At 69.1% G+C, this 20,784-nt stretch carries 19 protein-coding genes; 9 read left to right on the top strand and 10 right to left on the bottom strand.

Annotated features, from left to right (window positions below):
• Nucleotides 1-20: 20 nt before the first annotated feature.
• The 4 genes from L0C25_RS19685 to L0C25_RS19670 form a co-directional block, all read right to left on the bottom strand.
• Nucleotides 21-1,055 carry an Rv2578c family radical SAM protein gene (locus tag L0C25_RS19685; RefSeq protein WP_271633482.1) on the bottom strand — a complete coding sequence of 345 codons (1,035 nt, stop codon included), beginning with the start codon at nt 1,053-1,055 and terminating at the stop codon, nt 21-23.
• A gap of 142 nt (nt 1,056-1,197) precedes the next feature.
• A complete protein-coding gene (locus tag L0C25_RS19680; protein ID WP_271633481.1) occupies nt 1,198-2,790 on the bottom strand; it encodes a DHA2 family efflux MFS transporter permease subunit in 1,593 nt (530 codons plus the stop codon).
• Between the two features lie 85 nt (nt 2,791-2,875).
• On the bottom strand, nt 2,876-3,505 hold the full coding sequence (locus L0C25_RS19675) for a TetR/AcrR family transcriptional regulator (RefSeq protein WP_271633480.1): 630 nt from the start codon (nt 3,503-3,505) through the stop codon (nt 2,876-2,878).
• Nucleotides 3,506-3,873: 368 nt separating this feature from the next.
• Nucleotides 3,874-4,794 carry a cation diffusion facilitator family transporter gene (locus L0C25_RS19670; protein ID WP_271633479.1) on the bottom strand — a complete coding sequence of 307 codons (921 nt, stop codon included), beginning with the start codon at nt 4,792-4,794 and terminating at the stop codon, nt 3,874-3,876.
• 117 nt (nt 4,795-4,911) lie between these two features.
• On the opposite strand from L0C25_RS19670, the gene L0C25_RS19665 reads away from it, so the two are divergent.
• The 5 genes from L0C25_RS19665 (at nt 4,912) to L0C25_RS19645 (ending at nt 9,566) form a co-directional block, all read left to right on the top strand.
• Entirely contained in the window at nt 4,912-5,232 is a 321-nt protein-coding gene (locus L0C25_RS19665; protein ID WP_271633478.1) for a DMT family transporter, read from the top strand.
• On the top strand, nt 5,229-5,795 hold the full coding sequence (locus tag L0C25_RS19660) for a TetR/AcrR family transcriptional regulator (RefSeq protein ID WP_271633477.1): 567 nt from the start codon (nt 5,229-5,231) through the stop codon (nt 5,793-5,795). The genes L0C25_RS19665 and L0C25_RS19660 overlap by 4 nt, the downstream gene beginning before the upstream one ends.
• Before the next feature lie 205 nt (nt 5,796-6,000).
• Complete coding sequence (locus L0C25_RS19655; RefSeq protein ID WP_271633476.1) at nt 6,001-7,305, top strand: choice-of-anchor P family protein; 1,305 nt, start codon at nt 6,001-6,003, stop codon at nt 7,303-7,305.
• Nucleotides 7,306-7,502: 197 nt separating this feature from the next.
• Nucleotides 7,503-9,191 (top strand): MinD/ParA family ATP-binding protein, encoded by a 1,689-nt coding sequence (locus tag L0C25_RS19650; protein WP_271633475.1) that lies wholly within the window; start codon nt 7,503-7,505, stop codon nt 9,189-9,191.
• A gap of 12 nt (nt 9,192-9,203) precedes the next feature.
• Nucleotides 9,204-9,566: a hypothetical protein gene (locus L0C25_RS19645; RefSeq protein WP_271633474.1), complete on the top strand. Its 363-nt coding sequence runs from the start codon at nt 9,204-9,206 to the stop codon at nt 9,564-9,566.
• Between the two features lie 7 nt (nt 9,567-9,573).
• Here L0C25_RS19645 and L0C25_RS19640 read toward each other — a convergent pair whose 3' ends face one another.
• On the bottom strand, nt 9,574-10,632 hold the full coding sequence (locus L0C25_RS19640) for a hypothetical protein (protein WP_271633473.1): 1,059 nt from the start codon (nt 10,630-10,632) through the stop codon (nt 9,574-9,576).
• 161 nt (nt 10,633-10,793) lie between these two features.
• Here L0C25_RS19640 and ku point away from each other — a divergent pair, with 161 nt between their 5' ends.
• Nucleotides 10,794-11,717 carry a non-homologous end joining protein Ku gene (ku, locus tag L0C25_RS19635; RefSeq protein ID WP_271633472.1) on the top strand — a complete coding sequence of 308 codons (924 nt, stop codon included), beginning with the start codon at nt 10,794-10,796 and terminating at the stop codon, nt 11,715-11,717.
• Nucleotides 11,718-11,793: 76 nt separating this feature from the next.
• Nucleotides 11,794-12,018 (top strand): hypothetical protein, encoded by a 225-nt coding sequence (locus tag L0C25_RS19630; protein ID WP_271633471.1) that lies wholly within the window; start codon nt 11,794-11,796, stop codon nt 12,016-12,018.
• Nucleotides 12,019-12,039: 21 nt separating this feature from the next.
• Here L0C25_RS19630 and L0C25_RS19625 read toward each other — a convergent pair whose 3' ends face one another.
• Together L0C25_RS19625 and L0C25_RS19620 are read right to left on the bottom strand one after the other, a co-directional pair.
• On the bottom strand, nt 12,040-12,177 hold the full coding sequence (locus tag L0C25_RS19625) for an LPXTG cell wall anchor domain-containing protein (protein WP_271633470.1): 138 nt from the start codon (nt 12,175-12,177) through the stop codon (nt 12,040-12,042).
• A gap of 16 nt (nt 12,178-12,193) precedes the next feature.
• The gene (locus L0C25_RS19620; RefSeq protein WP_271633469.1) at nt 12,194-13,429 is read right to left on the bottom strand and encodes an NAD(P)/FAD-dependent oxidoreductase; all 1,236 of its coding nucleotides are present in this window, start codon (nt 13,427-13,429) and stop codon (nt 12,194-12,196) included.
• An 82-nt stretch (nt 13,430-13,511) separates the two neighbouring features.
• Here L0C25_RS19620 and L0C25_RS19615 point away from each other — a divergent pair, with 82 nt between their 5' ends.
• Complete coding sequence (locus L0C25_RS19615) at nt 13,512-14,114, top strand: response regulator transcription factor (protein WP_271633468.1); 603 nt, start codon at nt 13,512-13,514, stop codon at nt 14,112-14,114.
• 33 nt (nt 14,115-14,147) lie between these two features.
• On the opposite strand, the gene L0C25_RS19610 is transcribed toward L0C25_RS19615, so the two are convergent.
• The 3 genes from L0C25_RS19610 to L0C25_RS19600 form a co-directional block, all read right to left on the bottom strand.
• Nucleotides 14,148-15,347, bottom strand: a complete 1,200-nt coding sequence (locus L0C25_RS19610; RefSeq protein ID WP_271633467.1) for a cysteine desulfurase-like protein — start codon at nt 15,345-15,347, stop codon at nt 14,148-14,150.
• A gap of 25 nt (nt 15,348-15,372) precedes the next feature.
• Nucleotides 15,373-18,516: an amidohydrolase family protein gene (locus L0C25_RS19605; RefSeq protein ID WP_271633466.1), complete on the bottom strand. Its 3,144-nt coding sequence runs from the start codon at nt 18,514-18,516 to the stop codon at nt 15,373-15,375.
• 183 nt (nt 18,517-18,699) lie between these two features.
• Nucleotides 18,700-18,960: an HPr family phosphocarrier protein gene (locus L0C25_RS19600; protein ID WP_271633465.1), complete on the bottom strand. Its 261-nt coding sequence runs from the start codon at nt 18,958-18,960 to the stop codon at nt 18,700-18,702.
• A gap of 95 nt (nt 18,961-19,055) precedes the next feature.
• Here L0C25_RS19600 and L0C25_RS19595 point away from each other — a divergent pair, with 95 nt between their 5' ends.
• Complete coding sequence (locus tag L0C25_RS19595) at nt 19,056-20,732, top strand: phosphoenolpyruvate--protein phosphotransferase (protein WP_271633464.1); 1,677 nt, start codon at nt 19,056-19,058, stop codon at nt 20,730-20,732.
• Nucleotides 20,733-20,784 lie beyond the last annotated feature (52 nt).

Below are 20,784 nucleotides of genomic sequence, written 5' to 3'. Positions count from 1 at the left end.
GCCCAGGCTACGGACCCGCGTCAGAACAGCGTCGGCTCCGGCTCGCGCGGCGGGCTGGCGACGGCGGCGGCGCGGTCGTCCTCGTCGAGGCCGCGCATCCCGTACGCCGACTCCAGCCCGTACCGGCGCAGGATCGGCACCACCCGGGCGCGCAGTCGCTGCTCGTACCACTCGGGCACGTACGCGTCGCCGCCGTAGAGCGCCCGGTAGCGCCCGACCAGGCCCGGCCGATGGCGCTCCAGCCAGGCGAAGTACCACTCGCGAGCGCCGTGGCGCAGATGGAGCGGCAGCACGGTCGCACCCGCGCCGCCGGCATCCGCGATATCGCCGATCAACCGCTCCAGCGCCGCGCGGGAGTCGGTGACCCACGGAAGCACGGGCGCGATCATCACCCCGCAGCGCAGCCCGGCGTCGGCGAGCGCCCGGACGAGCGCGAGCCGGGCCCGCGGCGATGGCGTGCCCGGCTCGACGAGGTCATGCAGCTGCGGGTCGCCGATCGCGATCGAGACACCCACACCGACGGGCACCGTACGCGCCGCCTCGACCAGCAGCGGGAGGTCGCGGCGCAGCAGGGTGCCCTTGGTGAGGATCGAGAACGGCGTACGCGCGTCGACCAGCGCCTCGATGATGCCCGGCATCAACCGGTAGCGGCCCTCCGCGCGCTGGTACGGGTCGGTGTTGGTGCCGAGGGCGACCAGCTCCCGGCTCCACGAACGACGGGCGAGCTCGCTCCGCAGAACGTCCGACACGTTCGTCTTGACGACGATCTGCGAGTCGAAGTCACGCCCGGCGTCGAGGTCGAGCCATTCGTGGGAGCCGCGCGCATAGCAGTACACGCACGCGTGCGTACAGCCTCGGTAGGGGTTGACGGTCCAGCCGAACGGCATCCGCGAGCCGCCCGGCACCCGGTTGAGCGCCGACTTCGCGGCCACCTCGTGGAAGGTGACGCCGTCGAACTCCGGCGTCGTCACACTCCTGATCAGGCCGTCGAGGCGTCCCAGCCCCGGCAGCGCACCACACTCGTCGGAATCGATGTTCTGGCCCGCCCATCGCATCGCCCTAGTCGAACACATGTTCGATGACTGCGCAACCGTGCGGCGGACGGATTCGCAAAAAGCCGGAGCCCGGTCGGCAGTTGCCGACCGGGCTCCCGATTCCCGCGCCGTCCCCTGTGCGGCGCGACGCTCGACTCGATGCCTACGCGACCGCTACCGGCTCGGCCTCGCCCTCGTTGTCGTTGATCTCCTCGTGGCTGGCGTTGAGGAACAGCAGAGTGATCAGCGAGCCTGCCAGCATCATCCCGGCACCCACGACGAACGCGAGAGTCGCGCCGTGCGCGAATGCCACGTTGCCGACGGCTTCCTGGAACTCCTTCACCGGCCCGCTTTCGCCGCCCGGCAGCTGCGCCATCAGCTTCTGCGCACCCGCCGCGATCTCGTTGGCCTTGTCCTTGGTCGCGTTGACCGCGACCGTGCTCAACGTCGCAAGGCCGAGCGCACCGCCGATCTGCTGCATCGCGTTCAGGACGCCGGCCCCGATGCCCGAGTCCTCGTTGCCGACACCGTGCACCGCCGTCACAGTGAGGGGCACGAACACGAAGCCCATGCCGACGGACATCACGATGATCCACGGAAGCAGGTCGGTGGCGTACGAGGCGTCCACGCCGATGTTCTGCAAGGCCTGCGGGCTACCCGTACCGTCGTTGTACGGGATCCGGGAGAAGCCGTACAGCGCGATCGCACCCAGGAGCGTTCCTCCCCCCGCCAGCCAACGGGGGTCGACGCGCGACATAAGGTTCGATGCGATGGCGGCTGCGACGATGAGCCCCGCACTGAACGGCAGGAACGCGAACCCGGTTTCGAGCGAGCTGTAGCCCATACCCTCCTGCACCACGATGGCGAGGAAGTAGAACATCGCGAACATCGCCGCCGGCACCAGCATCATCGCTAGGAAGCTGACCGCGCGAGTGCGGTTCGCGAGGATCCGGAACGGCAGCAACGGCTCCTTGACCGTCCGCTCGATCTGGATGAAGACCGCGAGCAGCGCGACACCCGCGGCGAGCGAGGTGATGGTCCAGGTGTCGCCCCAGCTCTCCTCGGCGGCGCGCGTCAGGCCGTACACGATGCCGACCAGGCCACCGGTACCGGTGAGCGCACCCGGGATGTCGAGCGCAACGCGGCGCCGCGCACTCTCGTTGAGGTAGATCGGCGCCAGAGCGGCGGCGGCGATGCCGACCGGCACGTTGATCAGGAACGTCCAGCGCCAGGAGTACTCGGTCAACCATCCACCGAGGATCAGGCCGACGGCGGCACCGACGCCCGACATCGTGGCGTACGCGGAGAAGGCCCGGTTGCGTGCCTTGCCGGCCGGGAAGTTGGTCGTGATCAGCGCGAGCGCGGTCGGGCTCGCGATGGCCGCACCGACTCCCTGCAGCGCACGCGACGCCAGCAGCAGCTCCTGGTTCGAGGAGATGCCGCCGAGCAAGGATGCGAGCGAGAACAGCAGTACGCCGCCCATGAACACCCGCCGGCGGCCGAACAGGTCACCGAGGCGGCCACCGAGCAGCAGCAAGCCGCCGAACGCGATCGTGTAGCCGGTGATGATCCACGACTGGCCAGCGTCGCTGAAGTCGAGATCGTTTGCGATGTAGGGAATCGCGATGTTGGCGATCGTGCTGTCGAGCACGACCATCAGCTGGGCGGTCAGGATGACCACCAGCGCGATCCCGAGGTTTCGTTGCCGGGCTGGGTCAGACGCCCCCGGGCCCTTTTCTTGCAGGCTCGTCGTCATGACATTCCTTTTCGTCTAAAGGTTCGGTTCTAGTGGTAAAGCGCGATCACTGGGATGTGCGAGGTCGTAGTGGACGGGTGGGTGGTTAGCGCGTATCCCGAGGTGCGCACTTGACGGCAGGCATGACGACCTCGTCGACGATCCGTTCGACCATCGAGTCGTCGGTCGGTATGCCGAGAATGAACGTGCGGTGCAGTGCGACCGCCGGCAGCACGGAGCTGATCAGGTCTGCGTCGACACCCTCGGCGATCTCACCCCGGTCACGAGCGCGCTCGAAGAGCACCATCGTCTGCTCGACCTTCGGTCGCAGGAACCGCTCGTGGAACGCGGCAGCGAAGTCTGCGTCGTGCTGGATGGCCGAGACCAGGCCCGCGAACAGCGACATCGTCATCGCGTCGCTCAGCCCGGTGTCGTGGCAGGTCGACTCGATCAGGTCGTCGCGCAGACTGCCCGTGTCGGAGTTGACGACGCATGGCGCGCCCTTCGCGCGTACGAGGGCGTCGACCACGAGGTCGCCCTTGGTCGACCAGCGACGGTACAGCGTTGCCTTGCTGGCCTTCGAGGCGTTGGCGACGGCGTCCATTGTCAGCCGGTCGTACCCGACCTCGCACAGTACGTCGAGAGTCGCGTCCAGAATCTGCGCCTCACGCTCACCCGCGACACGGGGACGACTCGCCACGCTCGGCGTCTCGTCGGTCTTCGTCGCGGGTGTCATCTGGATGCCTCTTCACGGTCGGATGAAACGGAACGGTTTCGTTTCATCGGAACTCTACGTCGGTGGACTCGATGAGACAAATGAATTTCTCGGTGACGTGCTTCACACCGACCGGCCACACTCGTCACGACGGCACAGGCCGGCCCGAGCTCGACCGGTCGCGATTCGCATCGGACCCATGGCAGCTGCCCCCGTCGGCGAGATTCTGAAGAGCCACCCGAGCCGTCGTCATCGTGTCCGAACGCCCATCCGCCCCGGCGGTATTCCCGGTCAGGGCGACTTCTTCGGAGGAACTTCGACGCCTCCGTCGTACGCGCGGGTCGGCGCTCGCCCACCCGAGCGGCAGGGCAACCGGACCTGGTCGCGGGTCAGCGTTGCGCGGGGCGGCGAACGTCCGGTTCGAGATAGATGACGCGGGCGATCGGTACGGCATCGCGAATCCGCCGCTCGGCGGCGTCGATCGCCTCGGCTATCTCGGTGCCGGTCTCCTGCCTGGTCACCGCGATCTTCGCCGCGACCAGGAGCTCGTCGGGACCGAGATGCATGGTGCGCAGATGGATGACCGACGTTTCGCCGCCGGTTGCGACCGCCGCCTCGATCTGCTCGACGTGCGCGCGGGTCGCGCTCTCGCCGAGCAGCAGCGACTTCGTCTCGATGGCAAGCACGACGGCGATCGCGACGAGCAGGACGCCGATCCCGGCCGTACCGGCAGCGTCCCATCGACCGTCGTCGGTCACCAGGGTCATCGAGACACCGAACAACGCGAACACCAGGCCGACGAGCGCTCCTAGGTCCTCGAGCAGGATCACCGGCAGCTCGGGCGCCTTGGACGTACGAATGAACCGGGCGAGGCTCTGCTGGCCACGCACCTGGTTGGTCTCGCGGATCGCGGTGCGGAAGGAGAAGCTCTCCGCGACGATCGCACCGAGGAGCACGGCGATCGGCACCCACTGCCACTCGTCGAATCCGTGCGGGTCCTGCCACTTGTGGTACGCCTCGTACAGCGCGAACAGCCCGCCGACACTGAACAGCACGATCGCCACGATGAAGCTGTACACATAACGCTCGCGGCCGTATCCGAACGGATGCTTCGCATCGGCCCGCCGCTTCGCCGCCTTGCCCCCGAGCAGTAACAACAGCTGGTTTCCCGAGTCTGCGACGGAGTGGATCGACTCCGCCAGCATCGACGACGAGCTGGTGAGGAGATATGCGAGGAACTTCATCACGGCGATCGACAGATTCGCGATCAGAGCCGCGAGAACGGCCTTCGTGCCACCACTGGCTGACATCGGACTCCCCGGTCGACGGTGTTGCGGCCATCCTTGCGCATCCGACCGGCCGGCACAGCACCCAGCGCCATGTGTACATTTGTACATATCCGACGTACGAGGTGGAGGGAGACACAGATGGCGTACGCGTTCCTGCTCGCCGCGATCTCGCTCGAGGTGCTCGGCACGAGCCTGCTCAACGCGACCGACGGGTTCAGTCGGCTCTGGCCGTCCGCCGCCTGCCTCGCGGCGTACGCGGGCTCCTTCTTCGCACTGGCCCAGACCGTGAAGGACATCCCCGTGGGCGTGACGTACGCGATGTGGGCCGGCCTCGGCACGGCGGCGATCGTCGCGATCGGCGTCGTTGCGCTCGGCGAGTCGCTCAGCGCGACGAAGATCCTCGGCGTACTCCTCGTGATCGGCGGCGTTGTCGTGCTCAACCTGGGCGGAGCACATTGAGCGCCGCCCGAGATCCCGCCGGTCGGCGCGAAGCGATCCTCGAGGCGACGCTCGAGGTGATCGCCGAGGTCGGCGTCGCGCGGGCGACCCACCGCGCGATCGCCGACCGCGCCGGCGTACCCCTGGGTTCGACGACGTACTACTTCCCATCCCAGCAGGCGCTCACCACCGAGGCGCTGGAGCGGGTCGCCGACCGCTGCCGCGAGCAGGTACGTGAGTGGGAGCAGGAGATCGCGACCGGGTCGAACCTCGCGGTCGACCTGGCCCGCCTCGCCCACGACTACCTCTCCGACCACGACCGCGCGCTGCTCGAGTACGAGCTCTACCTCGCCGCAGCCCGCTCACCCGAGCTGCGCGTCGCGGCGCGTGCCTGGCTGTCGGGTCTGCGCGCGTACCTTGCACCTTTGGTCGGCGGCACCGCCGCCGTCGGCATCGCCGCCTTGATCGACGGGTTCCTGCTCGATTCGATCGCTACCGGCGAGACCGTCTCGCGCGCCGACCTCGAAGCCGCCATCGCACGGCTGATCGTCCGCCCCGGCGAGCTCGCGGCCGAACTTTCCTGACACCCCCGACTACACACCGTGACGCTCTCCGCCTTCGCTCGTTGGTCGGGGTGTGCCGTCGGGGATGTACGGAAATTTCCGCGACACGATCTCGGAGTACGAGCGAGTAACTACTGAGCGTAGTTGAATGTGCTCCAGTGTAAGGACGAGGGAGCGGTACGTAGATGCGTCCGACCGGTACGCGTCAGAATGCATAAGGAGCAGAATGAGAGCCACTTCGAAGGTCGTTGCGACGCTCGCAGCCACCGCCCTCACCGTCGGCGGTCTGGCCGCGGCGACGACCAGCGCCACCGGCGCTACCTCTCCATCGGACCGCGCGTCCGCCAAGCGATTCAACTTCATCTCCTCTGCGTACGGAACTCGCGTCTACAACAAGAACGGCGATCTCGTCGACTCGGGTCGCACCGCGTGGTCGCTGATCGCCTGCACCAGCAAGACCGGCAAGACCGACCGCGACCATCTGGCGAAGGTCGAGCTGCCGGGCGGTCAACTCAGCATCGGGCCGGTGACCACGAAGGCACGGTCGGTTGAGACGAAGAACGGTGCCAAGTCGGTGTCGACGACGAAGGTCGGCGCCATCGTGCTGAAGGCCTCCGGCATCGGATCGCTCAAGATCGAGGGCCTGACGGGCACCTCGGAGTCGAGCTACGCCAACGGCAAGTACGCCCAGAAGGGCAGTGTCGACCTGCTCGGCATCAAGGCGGTGCTCGCGGGCATCGAGGTCCCGTTGCCGTTCAATCCCGACGACATCAACCCCGGCCAGGAGTTCCTCATCCCCGGCCTGGCGAAGCTTCGCTTCCTGGACAACAACGGGAGGGTCGGCAGCAACGTCGCGAGCAACAACAGCGTCGCGCTCGAGATCAAGGTGCTGACCGGCGGTCCGCTGAAGGGCCAGACCGTTCGCGTCGGCTACGCGCGTACGAAGCTCGAGGGCATCCCGAAGCACGGTCGCGTCGGAGGATACGGCGAGGCCGCCCACTCGGAGCTGCTCGACGGCGTCGTGAGCACCGGCCGCGTCGGGTACCAGAAGCTCAGCTGCACCGGCACCAACGGCAAGTGGGAGCGCAACTCCGTCGCGGGTCTGAAGGTGCCGGGAGCACCGGTTCGGATCGGTGCGGCGAGCGGGCAGGCTCGCGGAACCCTCGGTAAGTCGCCCGTCGCGCACACGCGGGCACGCATCGCCGATGTGAAGCTCACCAACAACCTCAAGATCGGCGCGATCGAGTCGTACGCGAAGGTCACGAAGAAGAACGGCAAGTACAAGAAGACCTCCGGCGTCTCCGTCCTGCGTGTGCGCGCCGGCGGTGAGAACGTCACGAAGCAGATCAACAAGGCGATCAAGAACCAGAAGTCGATCACGATTCCTGGGATCGCCAAGATCACTCCGAACGTCGTCAAGAAGAAGAAGCGGTCGATCTCCGTTACAGGGCTGAAGATCACGCTGCTCGATGTCGCCAAGCCGCTGAGCTCGGCGATCTATCTCGCCAACAGCGAGGCGAAGGCCAAGTAGCAGCCGGGCTCGCCGAGGGCGGGGTGGTGGTCCCGATCGGGACCACCACCCCGCCATGCTGCATTGACAGTTGGCAATCCCCGACGCCGATCTCGCCCATCGGGCGAGGAACCGATAAGGTCAGACGTCGTCGGTGATTCTGTACGTGTGGCGACTCGTGGCGCCTTGGCCGTTCCTGCGACTGCAAGGAGTACGCAATGTCCGAGGGTCGAGAGGCTGACGTCGCTCCCTTCCCGGTCGTCGTCGTGACGATCGACGACTCCGGAGTCGCGGTCAACGGTGAGATCGTTGAGCGCGACCCCGACCAGAGCCCGCGCGAGGCCGCGATCGATGCGGTGTCGCGCCGGATCGCCCGCGCGCTCGGCAGACCGGTTCGTACCGTCGCCGAGGACTACACCGGACGCACCCGGCTCGTCGTCCATCCCGACGGTCACGTCAGCGACGTCGCCGCACTTGACGACGGCGGCGCCGGCACCCGGCAGGCGCGCGCATCGATCGGTCAACAGGCCGCGTACGCGGTTGCCGCTCGGAACGGAAACGCTCCCGAAAGCGCCGACAGCGTCACCGGCGGCGGCCTCGCGGTCGCCGATCGTGTCGAGGATAGCGACGGTTGGCAGGTCCCGCCGTCGCGCGACGCCGTGGATGTCGACGACGTCGACACCGGCGAGATCGCGGTCGTCGAGGAAGAGATCGCCGACGACTACCCGAGCGATGGCGACGCGGGTGCCGTAGCCGAGGCACCCGACACGGAAGGGGATTCGCCATCCGCCTCCGAAACCTACCCGGTGCCGGCCGACGTCGACGAGCGCCGCGTCGCGCCGGACTCCGAGAACCCGTGGGCCGATCAGGACGGCAGCGACCCGTTCGACCAGACCGTTCCCGAGCCCGATGAGCCGAGCCAGGTCGTGAACCCCTGGATCACCGCCGCCAACGTCGTCAACGGCGGCCCTGGCTCGGAGGCCGAGCGGCAACGAGCTCGGCGCAAGTCGTTCATCGCCGCCCAACCGCTCGTCGGGCCCGCCCAGATGGGCGTACGCGGGGCACTGACCCGGATGGGCATGCGCACCCACCCCTCCCGGCGCGAGATGACCCAGCGCGAGAGCGTCCGCCGAGTGAGCCAGCATTGGCCGGGCCCACGTACGATCGCGATCGCCAACCCCAAGGGGTCGGCCAACAAGACACCGACGATGATCTGCCTGTCCGCGGTGTTCGGTCGCTTCGGCGGCGCCGGCGTGCTCGGTTGGGACAACAACGAGACGCGTGGCACCGCGGCCTGGCGTACGCACCGCGGACCACACGTCTCGAGCGTGCTCGACCTCCTGCCCCGCTACGAGGAGCTGCTCGGCGCGCGTGCTCAGGCCGCACAGCTCGCGCGGTACGTCCACCACCAGGCAACCGACAAGTTCGATGTGCTGTGGTCCGACCAGAGCACCGAGGGCGAACACGAGATGACTGGCGACGAGGTCGACCGCATCCACGAGATCGCCGCGAAGTACTACCGGCTGATCCTGATGGACAGCGGCAACAGTGAGCGCGCGAGCAACTGGCGGGCGATGATCGCGCACGCCGATCAGCTCGTCGTCCCCTGCACGAACGTCGAGGACACCGCCGAGGCGGGCGCGCGCATGTTGGAGGCGCTCGCGCAGCGCGACGAGCACTCGGCCGCACTCGCGAAGACCGCCGTCGCGGTCGTCTCCCAGCGCACACCGGGTCGCGATGCCAACATGGAGCGCATCGTCAACGACTTCCGCCCGCTCGTGCGCGACGTCGTCGCGGTCCCGCACGACCCGGCGCTCTACTCGGGTGTGATCAACTTCGACGCCTTGCACCCCCGGACCAGACGGGCCTGGCTCGACGCCGCCTCCGCCGTCGCGACCAACCTGTAGAGGACGGCGACGGTGCGACTCAATCCCTGGCGGCGGCGCTTCGACATCCACGTGTACGTCGCCGAGTACGCCGCGCGAATCGACATCGGCCCCGCGATCAGACGAGTCGAGGGCGCGAACCTCGAGGCGGTACGGACCGAGGCCGTACGGATGCTGGTCGCCCTTGCGCTCGAGCAGGGCCGCGACTTCCGGGTACTCGCTCATGGGCCCGAGGGCCAGACTCCGTTGCTGGTGTCGGCGACGGGCGTCGTCACGGTCGACACCAGCGGTGAGCTGAGCGAGCGCGGGGTCGCGCTCGGCGTGCGACTTCCGATCGTCGCCGTTGCGGTCGCGTTGGCGATCGTCGCCGCACTCGTGGTCTTCGGCCTCGGCTGAGCGACGCCTACCGGACGATCTGCACGATCGTCAGCACGATCGCGATCGCGCTGAGCAGCAGCGCGATCCGGTTGAGGTTCTCGTCTGCGCGAAGCACTGCCGCCCGAGCGTGATCGGCCAGCTCGGCCTCGACCCGGGAGACGAGCGAGTCGGTTCGGATCTCGGCGCGCACGAATGACGCCAGCGCCGCCTCGAGCGGGTGGTCGGTCGACGCCTGCCACGCGGATACGGTGCGCCATCGGCGGAACCGCTGCTCGAACTTCCGCCAGTCACCGCCGGACGACTCCGGCACCATGTCACGTGCCCGCTCGACGAGCGCGATAGCGGTGTCATGCTGCGTGAGCTCCACCAGGAGCGCGTCCAGCCAGTGGGTACGCATCTCGGCCACATGATCGTCACGCACCGTACGTACCCGGACCGCGGCGACCGAAGATCCCGATGCGGCAACCAGATAGCTCGGCGTCGGCCGGTTCACGTCGAGCTCGAACGGGGTCGGCACCTGCCGGCCGTACGCCGGCATCGTCACCAGGTCGACCAGTCGGCGTTGTGTCGGCGTGCTCCCGGGCCACCGTACGAGGCCGACCGAGTCGTCGTCCGGCGTACCGGAGAGGCAGAGGGACGGCGCTCGGGCGATGGGCGCGAGTGGCCAACGGTCGGTGTCGACCGCCGTCCGCTGCGCCAGCGAACCAAGAAGGCGCTCGGAGTCTTCGGTGGCCGGGCGCGCGAGCCGGCCGAGCTGAGTGAGAGCCGCGATCTCCGGCGCGTCGGTCGTCGCCTCGAGATGGACCACGAGGTAGCCCGCGACGGCAGACCAGTCATCCGGCGTCGGCACGACCTCGACCGCCACCGCCCGCACGTACTCGTCGACGAGGTCGATGGCGACGTGGCTCCGCAGGTCGGTGCGCAGCAACGCCGCGAGCGGGTCGGTGTTGGCATAGAACCGAACCCGGTCCTCGAGCCGGTAGTGCGGTACGTCCGCGAGGTACGCGCCGCGGCTCCAGTCGGGCCCCCTGCTGGGCACCGACGCGAGCGGCAGCGCCAACGTGGCGAAGAACGGGTCTCGCACTGCGTGACCTCTCCGTGAGCGGTACCCGATCCAGACTACCGATGACTTTCGCCACGACGGGTCGTCTACCCGGTGGCGACCAAGCCGTGTCGCCGCACGGGCGGGTGTTCTGGTGATGCGCGGCCCGACAAGGGACAATAGCCACCGAGAGGAGTGGTTCGATGCGTGCGATGTGGAAGGGCTCGGTCTCGTTCGGCCTGGTCAACATCCCGATCAAGATGTACGTCGCGACCCATCAGCACGACGTGTCGTTCAAGCAGGTACGTCGAACCGATGGCTCCCGCGTCCGCTACCGTCGCGTCGCCGAGACCGACGGCGAGGAGGTCGCGTACGGCGACATAGCCAAGGGCTACGAGCTCGACGACGGGTCGATGGTGGTGCTGACCGACGACGACTTCGCCGAGCTGCCGCTGCCGACGAAGCGCACGATCGAGGTGCTCGAGTTCGTACCTCTCGACCAGCTCGACCCGGTCTACTTCAACAAGTCGTACTATCTCGAGCCCGAGGGCGCCCCCGGCCTCAAGCCGTACGTGTTGCTGCGCGAGGCCCTCAACGACAGCGAGATGGTCGCGATCGTGAAGATCACGATCAGCACCCGCGAGCAGCTTGCCGCGCTCCGCGTACGCGAGGACGTCCTGGTGCTCTCGACGATGCTCTGGCCCGATGAGCTGCGCGCCGCGGACTTCGACTTCCTCGACCAGGACGTCTCGATCCGCGCGCAGGAGCAGGCGATGGCCAACTCCCTCGTCACCTCGATGTCGGGCGACTTCGACCCGTCCGAGTACACCGACGACTTCGCCGACGCGCTCAAGTCGATGATCGACGCGAAGCTCGAAGGCGGCGAGGTCACGCCCGCCGCGTCCACCGGAGACGAGCCAGGCGACAACGTCGTCGACCTGATGTCTGCCCTGCAGGCGTCGGTCGACCGGGCCTCGTCCGGCGCCGAGTCCGACGACGAGAAGCCCGAGACGAAGGCCGCCTCGACGAAGAAGGCCACCAAGAAGACCACGAAGAAGTCGTCCACCAAGAAGTCCACGGCCAAGAAGGCGACGAAGAAGGCGTCGGCCGGTCGACGCAGCGCCTGACCCCTCTCGGCGTGCCTCACCGGGATCGTGGCCACGACGGCTCACACTGATGGCGTACGCGATGGAGGAGTTTGCGATGTCCGTGGTCTTGGGCGACCTCGCCGCCGACACGGTCGACGATGCACGGTCGTCGTTGTGTGAGCTCTGCGAACGCCCGTACGGCATGTGCGACGGCTGGCAGTCGCTGTGTCCCGCGTGCTGTGCCGTCGTCGACGACCACGACGCCGGCCGACACGCGTCGCATCCGCTGGCGAGCTGCCAGGTGTGCGACGACGCCGAACCGCGACGAGCGGTCGCGTAGGTGCCGCTAGGCCACGGCTGGTTAGACGCCGCCCTCGCGGTGCCGGTTGATCCGCACCTCGTCGAGATCGTGGTAGTCCATCACGTCGGCGCGCCGACGTGAGACGTACCATCCCGCGGCGACGACCAGCACCAGGCCGATCAGTGCAACGACGAACATCGGGGCCTCCCTGACATCATCGTACGCGTACGGTGCCGAATCGGTCGGGCGCGAACGCCGGCTCGTACAACGTCGGAGCGCCCTCGACGACCCCGCGGGCCACCAGTTCGGCGGTCACGGGCGCCAGGACCAGCCCCCACATGCCATGGCCGGCTGCCACGACGAGGTCGCGACGACTGGTGCTGCGCCCGAGCGACGGCACGCCGTCCGCGGTGCACGGACGCAGCCCGGCCCAGGTCTGGATCGTGCGCCGCTCGCGTACGCCCGGAAGTCCGCGCCGCCCGGCGGCGCGGATCGCCTCGACCCGCGCGCCGCTGATCGCCAGCGGATCTCCGCCCAGCTCGAGGGTGCCGCACAGTCGCAGCCGGTCGGTGTACGGCGTCGCGACGACCTTCGACTCGCGGAACGACAGGGGGATCCGCGGCGACGGGCCGTCGACCTCGATGTCGACGACATAGCCCTTCGCACCCTCCATCGGCATCCGAATCCCGACGCTCGCGCACAGCGCCGCCGTGCCGAGGCCGGCCGCCACGACGTACGTACCGGCCGTGATGCGTCCGTCGACAGTGTCGACCCCGACGATCCGGTCGCCGGCGGTCGCCAGCTGCGCCGCCGTCGACCACCGGATCTGCGCCCCCTCCTCCTCCGCGGCCTTGAGCGTCGCGCGTACGAACTGCTGCGTGCCGACCTGCGCCTCGTCCGGGCGCAGGATCGCGCCCGCGACGTCGCCGAGCATCGGCTCGCGATCGCGGGCCTCGTCCGCGGACAGCAGTACGCCCGCACCCTCGCGGTGCGCCGCGGACGCGCGCTCGAAGCCCTTCTCGGTGAGGAAGACGTCCATCGCGCCGTTGGCCGCGTATCCCGTGTCGAGGCCGCGCTCGGCGTACGCAGCGTGCAGTTCGGTGCCGCGGACCGCCAGCTCGTGCATCCGTGCGGTGAGCGCACGGGCACGCCCCGGGGTCGATGCCTTCACGAACCGCGCGAACCACGGCGCGAGACGAGGAGTGGGATGTACGTGGAAGGGCCCGTCCGGAGCGAACGTGTACCGCATGCCCGCGCGCACGTTGGCAGGGGTCGTGAGCGGTTCGACGTGGCTCGGCGCGAGCAGACCAGCGTTGGCGTACGAGCACCCGTTGCCGATGTCGGCACCCTCGTCGAGCACGAGCACCGATGCGCCGCGTCGCGCGACCTCGTACGCGATGCTCGCCCCGACCGTTCCCGCGCCGATCACCACGACGTCTACTGCGGTCACCCTGTCGCCCCTTCCGTCTCGAACACGTACCCACGCTACGTACGCGCCCGGACGGAGAGATCGGTCTGCAAGGATGAGATTCGTGAGCATCCGGATCCAGCTGGTCGAGGATCACCCGGTCGTACGACTGGGGCTGAAGACCGTCGTCGACGCCCAACCCGACATGGAGGTCGTCGGCGAGGCAGACACCGTCGGCGGCGCCCTTGCCGCGGCGCGCGAGCTCGCGCCCGATCTGGTGATCCTGCCGCTACGGCTCGACGGCGACCTTCGCGGCATCGAGCTCTGCCGCGAGCTGAAGGGGCTCCAACCCGCGCCACGGGTGCTCATCTACACGTCGTACAACTCCGCGGAGGATGCGTCGGCGTCGTTCCTCTCGGGCGCCGACAGCTTCGTGCACAAGCGGGAGGACTCGGCCCGGCTGCTCGACACGATCCGCACGACCGCCGAAGGCCGGCGTACCTGGCTGCTGGGCGCCGAGACGAGCGACGAGACGGACCGGCTCCGCGCGGCCGTCGAACGGTCGGGACTCACCGAACGCGAGCGAGAGGTGCTCGGGTTCATGCTGCAGCGGTTCACCAACACCGAGATCGCCAAGGAGCTGTTCATCGAGGTGCCGACGGTGAAGACCCACGTGAGCAGCATCCTCGCCAAGCTCGGCCTGCGCAGCCGCCAGGACCTCTTCTGACCGCCGCCGACGAGTCGGCCACCGGGTGCCGGGTCAGCGCGCCGTGAGGTCGCGTACGCCCGCGACGAGCCGGTCGATCTCGTCGTCGTCGGTGTACGGGGCGAGACCGATGCGGACGGCTCCGGGTGCGCCGAGGCCGAGCCGCCGGGCGGCCTCGATCGCGTAGAAGGAGCTCGCGGGCGCGTTGATGTCGCGCTCGGCAAGGCTGCGGTGAACGTCGACCGGCGCGACCCCGTCGACCGTGAAGAGCAATGTCGGGGTACGCCGCGCGGCGCGTGAGTAGAGCGTCACTCCCGGCAGGTCGGCGAGCTCGGCCTCGAGCCGGGTGCGCAACGCGTCCTCGTGCTTCTCGATCGCGTCGTACGCCGAGCGCAACATGGCTCTCCTCGTCGCTCCCTCCCCCAGGCTCGCGAGGAAGTCGACCGCGGCCGTCGTGCCCGCCAGCAGCTCGTACGGCAGCGTGCCGAGCTCGAACCGCTCGGGTACCCCGTCGGTCGCGGGCAGCAGCTTGTCGGGGTGCACCGACTCGAGCAGCGCGGGCCGCGCTGCCAGTACGCCGCAGTGCGGGCCGAGGAACTTGTACGGCGAGCACGCGAACACATCGGCTCCGAGCGCCGCCATGTCAACGTGCACGTGTGCCGTGTAGTGGACGCCGTCCACGTACAGCAGCGCGCCGACGGCATGCACGGCCTCGGCGATCGACGCGACATCCGGGCGCGTACCGATCAGGTTCGATGCCGCGGTCACCGCGACCAGCCTGGTCTTGTCGCTCAGGGCCATGGCCAGGCCGTCGATGTCGAGCTCGCCGCTGCCCGGATCGAAGTCGACCCAACGCAGGGTCGCGCCCGCGTACTCCGCGGCCTGCACCCACGGCCGGATGTTCGCGTCGTGGTCGAGGCGCGTGACGACCACCTCGTCGCCCGGCCGCCAGCCCTTCGCGAGCGCACGCGAGAAGTCGTACGTCAGCTGCGTCATGCTGCGCCCGAACACCACTCCTCTCGCGTCTGCACCGAGTAGGTCGGCCATCGCCGCCCGCGCGCCCGTCACGACATCGTCGGCCCGGCGCTCGGAGGCCGACACCTGGCCTCGGTTCGAGATCGACGAGCGCAGCGTCGCTGCGACCGCGGTGGCTACCGGCTCGGGGGTCTGCGAACCGCCGGGCCCGTCGAAGTGGGCGATCCCTCCCGCGAGGGCCGGAAACTGGCTGCGTACCTGGTCGACGTCGAATCCCATGGCGCCACGTTAGCCAACGGCGCACTCAGCCGGCGCAACACGACTGGCGGGCGTGCTCGACGTACGCCAAGCCATGCCACCAGTAGCGGTCGTTCTCGGCCGGCTCGGGGACGGGCTCTCGTACCCGGTTCGGCGCGACGCCCGGCGTACGAGTGCGCGCCGACTCGTACGGTTCGAGCAGCTCGTCGACGGTGTGCTCGACCCCCGCGACGATCACCCGGTCAACGGCGGCCGCATCGGCGATGTCGGAGAGCGGGTCGCCATCGACGATCGCGATGTCGGCGTACGCACCCGGCGCCAGCCGGCCGATCGGCTCGTTGAGGTGGTCGCCCGCCGCGCTCGTCGCCGTCACGAGTGCAGCGCGCGGAGTGAACCCGTACTTCACCATCGCGCGCAGGTTCATGTGCAGGCTGATCGCGACGTGGTCGATCGGTGCGTCGGTGCCGGCGATGACGTTGCCGCCGCCGCGCACCATCGCGAGGGCCTGCGCGACCTGGCGGCGCAGGTTCGCGAGCGCGACGGTCTGGTCGGTGTCGCGCGCATCATCCGCGTCGCTGGTGAGCGCGGACACCCGCCACGGTGGGTAGAACGCCTGCGTCCGCCGATCCTCCACCAGCGAACGATCCTCGCCGTAAAGGGCGGAGGATCCGAAGAGCGTCGGCGTACGTGCCATGTGCGACGCGTTGAACAGCGCGGTGACGTCGTCGTACCCGTTCCCGAGCGGAGTGACCGTGCGGGAGAACCCGAACCGGTTCGTCGCGCCGGTGTGCTCCATGCCGTCGCCACCGAACGCGATCGCCGGGTAGTGGTAGTGCGACGTCACCGGCACACCCATCCGATGACCGAACGAGATCGCGCGCTTGTGCCACATCGCCGGCAGGCGTACGTAGCACTTGATCAGGTCGTACTCGAGCGCCTCGGCGCGCTCGAACTCCTTGCCCAGCTGGCGATCGCTGAACGTCGGGCGCATGAAGTTGTAGTAGATCCGGCGCCCGTCGATCGCCTCACCGGTCGCGAAGTAGCGCGGCCCGAGGCGCGCACCGGACTGGATCGACTCGCGCTCCTCGACCATGTGGTACGCGGGACTGCCCGGCGACCTGGTCGTCGTGATGCCCATCGCGAGCCACATCCGGCCCTGGCGTGCACCGTACGCGTACCCGGCCATCTCACGGTGGTTGTGCATGTCGATCAGCCCAGGCATGACGAACCGGTCACTCGCATCGATCAGCGTGCCGGTCCGGCCCTCGCGGTGCGGCTCGACCGCGACGATGCGTTTGCCCTCGATCACGATATCGACGTCGCGTCGGACGGACTCGCTCTCGCCGTCCCACATCACGCCGGCGTGCACAACGGACGTACCCGGGGCCTGAGCATTGCGCCACGTCAGCGGCACGCGCACCGTACGCGCACGGCCACCATCGGCGTCGACCGTGCGGAGTCGCCCGTTGTTCAAGTACAGCAGCGTGCTGGAGTCGCCGCTCCAGGACGGCGCGTCGCACACCTCGTCGCTCACCTTGCGGGCAGAGCCCTCGGGCGTACCGTCGGCCCCGACCTCCAGTACGTACAGCGCGCTCTCGGCGGCGAACGCCATCCGACGCCCGTCGGGCGACCACACGGGACCATCGTCACCGCGTGTCTGCAAGGAGCCGTTCTTGATCGCGTCGACGTAGCGTGCCCTGCCCGAGCGCCGGTCGACGAGCAGGATCTTGCTCTGCCCCTCACGGTATCGCCGCGAGTACGGCGAGACCGCAGCCAGCGCGATGACTCGACCGTCTGCCGACCACGTGGGTCGTCCTGGTTCGAAGGTGGCCGGGAATACCCGTTGCACCTCCTTCGACCGGACGTCGATCGTCCACAAGGCGCCGTCCTGGTCGAGGAACGCGATCTCCGTGCCGTCGGGCGACCACGCTGCCGAGAGTGCGGCGCGATCCCCGAGGCTCGTCAGCTGCCGATCGTTGCCCGTACGCAGGTCGCGTACCCAGATGTCCAGTGTGCCGGCGCGGTCGGTCGAGTACGCGAGCTCGCGTCCGTCGGGCGACCACGCCGGGTCGCACTTCCACCAGGAGTCGCGCGTGAGCGGCTCCGGCCGGCCGCCGAGCGGCATCACCCACAGGTCGTTCAGCGCTCGGAACGCAACCCTGCGACCGTCGGGTGACATGACGGGACTGCCGATCCCCTTGACCTGCTGCGGTGCGCGATCCTCGAATTCGCGGCGACGGCGCCGGTACCGCGGACGTTTCGGGCGTACGGCGGCGCTGAACCCGATCGTCTCGTACCGACCGGCACCCAGCCGTCGCGAGCGGATCTGCCCGTCAGCGGTGTAGACGAACTCCTCGTCGCTCAACCACGAGACCTGGAACGGGAACGCCAGCTCGTCGCCGACCAGCGGCTGCTCACCGATCATCAGCCGCATCGTGTCGCCGCTCTGCAGGTGGTACGTGACCCTCTCACCGTCGGGCGTCCACGCGGGCTGGTGGACGATGTCGGGTTCCTCGACCGACACCACGGTCTCGCGGGCACCGCTGCGGCGGTCGACGACGTCGACACGGGTGTTCGCGACGGCGAACGCGATCGCCGAGCCGTCCGGCGAGTACGCGGGCTCGTACTCCTCCTCGGCGGTGTCGACCACCGTCACGACATTGCCGGTCTCGACCTCCAGCTCGTAGATTCCATAGCTGCCCGACGCGTCACCGCTGAAGGCGATCCGGCTCCCGTCCGGAGACCATCGGGGTTCGCGGTGGTCGTACGGCCCCTCGGTCAACTGCCGTAGTCCGCTGCCGTCGGGGCGTACCGTCCAGAGGTTGAAGACGCCGTCACGGTACGACTGGAACACCAGCTCGCTCGCGTCAGGTGACCACTGCGGCTGGGTGATGTCGTACAGGTCGCTCGTCAGCCGACGCGCAGACCCGCCCGACCGGGGAATCACCCACAGCACACCCAGCAGGTCGAAGGCGATGTGCGCCCCGTCCGGTGAGACGCTCGCCGCGATGTCGGTGCCCTCGTGCACCTTGAGCCCGCCGGCCGCGCGAGCAGGCGACGCGCTCGCATCCGCGCGGACCCCGGTGGCCGCGATCGCGGCGGCCGCGCCCGTACCAGCCAACAGCGTTCTTCGTGAGACGGCCGGTCCCGCACTCGTACCGGTGTGCTCGTGGTCGATGTGATCGTGCACGTGGACTCCTCGCCAGTCGTCCCGAGACAGCCGCTACCTGCTCCTGTCCCCATGTCATTCCCCAACGTGCTCGAATGACAACAACAGGTGCGGTGAGCGGTCTGTTCTCAGCGACGAGCGGTAGGCGAGGCGGCACCGATACCGCTATCCGGAAGTTCGTGGGCGCGGCCGGCGCCCGCGTACTCAGTCGGCGTCGAGGTCCTGCTCGACGAGCGCGGCGATCGCGCCGACCGCGGCTTCGTCGTCGCCGGCCACCTCGACCGGGTCGCCGAACTTCGCGCCGACGGTCATGATCAGCAGTGACGAGCTTGCGTCGACCGGTTGTCCGCCCGGGCTGGCGATCGTCACTGGGGAGTCGAGACCCCCGGCGGCGTCGGCGATGATCGCGGCCGGCCGGGCGTGTAGCCCGACGCTCGAGCCGACCGTGACGGTCTTCGTTGGCATACGTGCTCCTCGTGCTCGGACGGTCCGACCATCATCGGGCACGTACGCCGACGATGCGCCTGTGCCCTCGCGACTGCACCGAGTAGCGTGCGGGGATGGCGACCGACGAGAGCGTGGTCATCGACGGCACACCGGTGGTCCCGGGGGTTGCGTACGCCCCGCTGCTCGCGGTGCACCAGGATGTGCCCGCCGAGGCGATCTCCGCGTTCGACGCCGGCCTCACCGTCGACGAGGCGGTCGCGACGTACGAGACCGCCGCCGACACCGTTGCCCAGCGGCTCGCGGCGCGTTCGGCGGCGAGCAGCGGTCACGCGGCCGACCTACTCTCCGCGACTGCGGGCATCGCGCGCGACTCCGGACTCAGGAGCGCGGTGCGTACGCGCCTCGAGGCCGGGGACGACCTGCCGGCCGCGTTGGGGTCGGCGATCGAGGAGTTCGTCACGACGTTCACCCGGCTCGGCGGCGTGATGGCCGAGCGCGTCACCGATCTGCGCGATGTCGAGCGGCGCCTCACGGCCGAGATCGTGGGGGCTCCGGAGCCCGGCGTACCGGATCCCGCACGGCCGTCGGTGCTCGTCGCGGTCGACCTCGCGCCGGCCGACACCGCCGGGCTCGACCCGGCGTCCGTGGTCGCACTCGTCACCGAGCGGGGCGGCCCGACGAGTCACACCGCGATCATCTCTCGACAGCTCGGAATCCCTTGCGTCGTTGCCGCCTCGGGGATCATGGGCGTGAAGGACGGCACCATGGTGCTCGTCGACGGCGCGGCCGGCACGATCACCGTCGCGCCACCGGAGGCCGCGGCACGAGAGCAGGCCGCCGCCGAGGAGCGCCTCCGTCGGGAGCTCGCGTCGTGGTCGGGCCCCGGCGCAACCCGTGACGGTCACCGCGTACGCCTGCTCGCCAACGTGCACGACGGCGTATCCGCCCGCGCCGCCGCGCAGGCGCCGGTCGAGGGCGTCGGGTTGTTCCGTACCGAGATCTGCTTCCTCGACGAGTCCGTGGAACCACCGGTCGAGGTGCAGACCGAGGCGTACGCCGAGGTGCTCGATGCGTTCGGACCCGAGCGGCCGGTGGTCATTCGTACCCTCGACGCCGGCTCCGACAAACCGCTCGCTTTCGCCAACCAAGCCGACGAGGACAACCCCGCGCTCGGCGTACGCGGGCTGCGTCTCGCGGGCGTGAACCCAGGCCTGCTGGACCGTCAGCTCGAGGCGATTCGCGCGGCCGCACGCTCCACCGGCACGACCCCACGAGTGATGGCGCCGATGGTCGCAACGGTCGCCGAGGCGCGCGGATTCGCCGACAAGGTGCACGCGCTGGGGCTCGAGGCCGGCGTCATGATCGAGGTGCCGAGCGCGGCGATCCTTGCCCGCCGGCTGCTGGAGTTCGTCGACTTCCTGTCGATCGGCACCAACGACCTGACCCAGTACACGATGGCGGCGGATCGTACGGCCGGCTCCCTCGCGCACCTCACCGACCCGTGGCAGCCGGCCGTCCTCACCTTGGTCTCGATCGCCGCGGAGGCCGGCCGCCGAGCCGACCGGTCGGTGGGCGTCTGTGGCGAGGCGGCAGCAGACCCGGACCTGGCGGCGGTGCTCGTCGGCATGGGAGTGACCTCGCTGTCGATGGCTCCCGCCGCGGTCGCAGGGGTCGGCCGTCGACTGTCCAGGAGCACGATGCAGGCGTGCGAGGAGGCGGCCACGGCCGCACTGGGCACCGCCGACCCCGTCGAGGCCCGGGCTGCCGCGCGTGCCATCCTCGAGATTTGAGGGTCTCACTCGGGCGAATCCTTCCCATCCGCGCCGGCGCTGTGCTCAGATG

Origin of the sequence: Solicola gregarius (assembly GCF_025790165.1) — a bacterium.
In the GTDB taxonomy this organism is placed as follows: Bacteria; Actinomycetota; Actinomycetes; order Propionibacteriales; family Nocardioidaceae; genus Solicola; species Solicola gregarius.
Note: the sequence above shows the minus strand (reverse complement) of the source record. Positions and strands in the feature narration are given on the sequence as shown.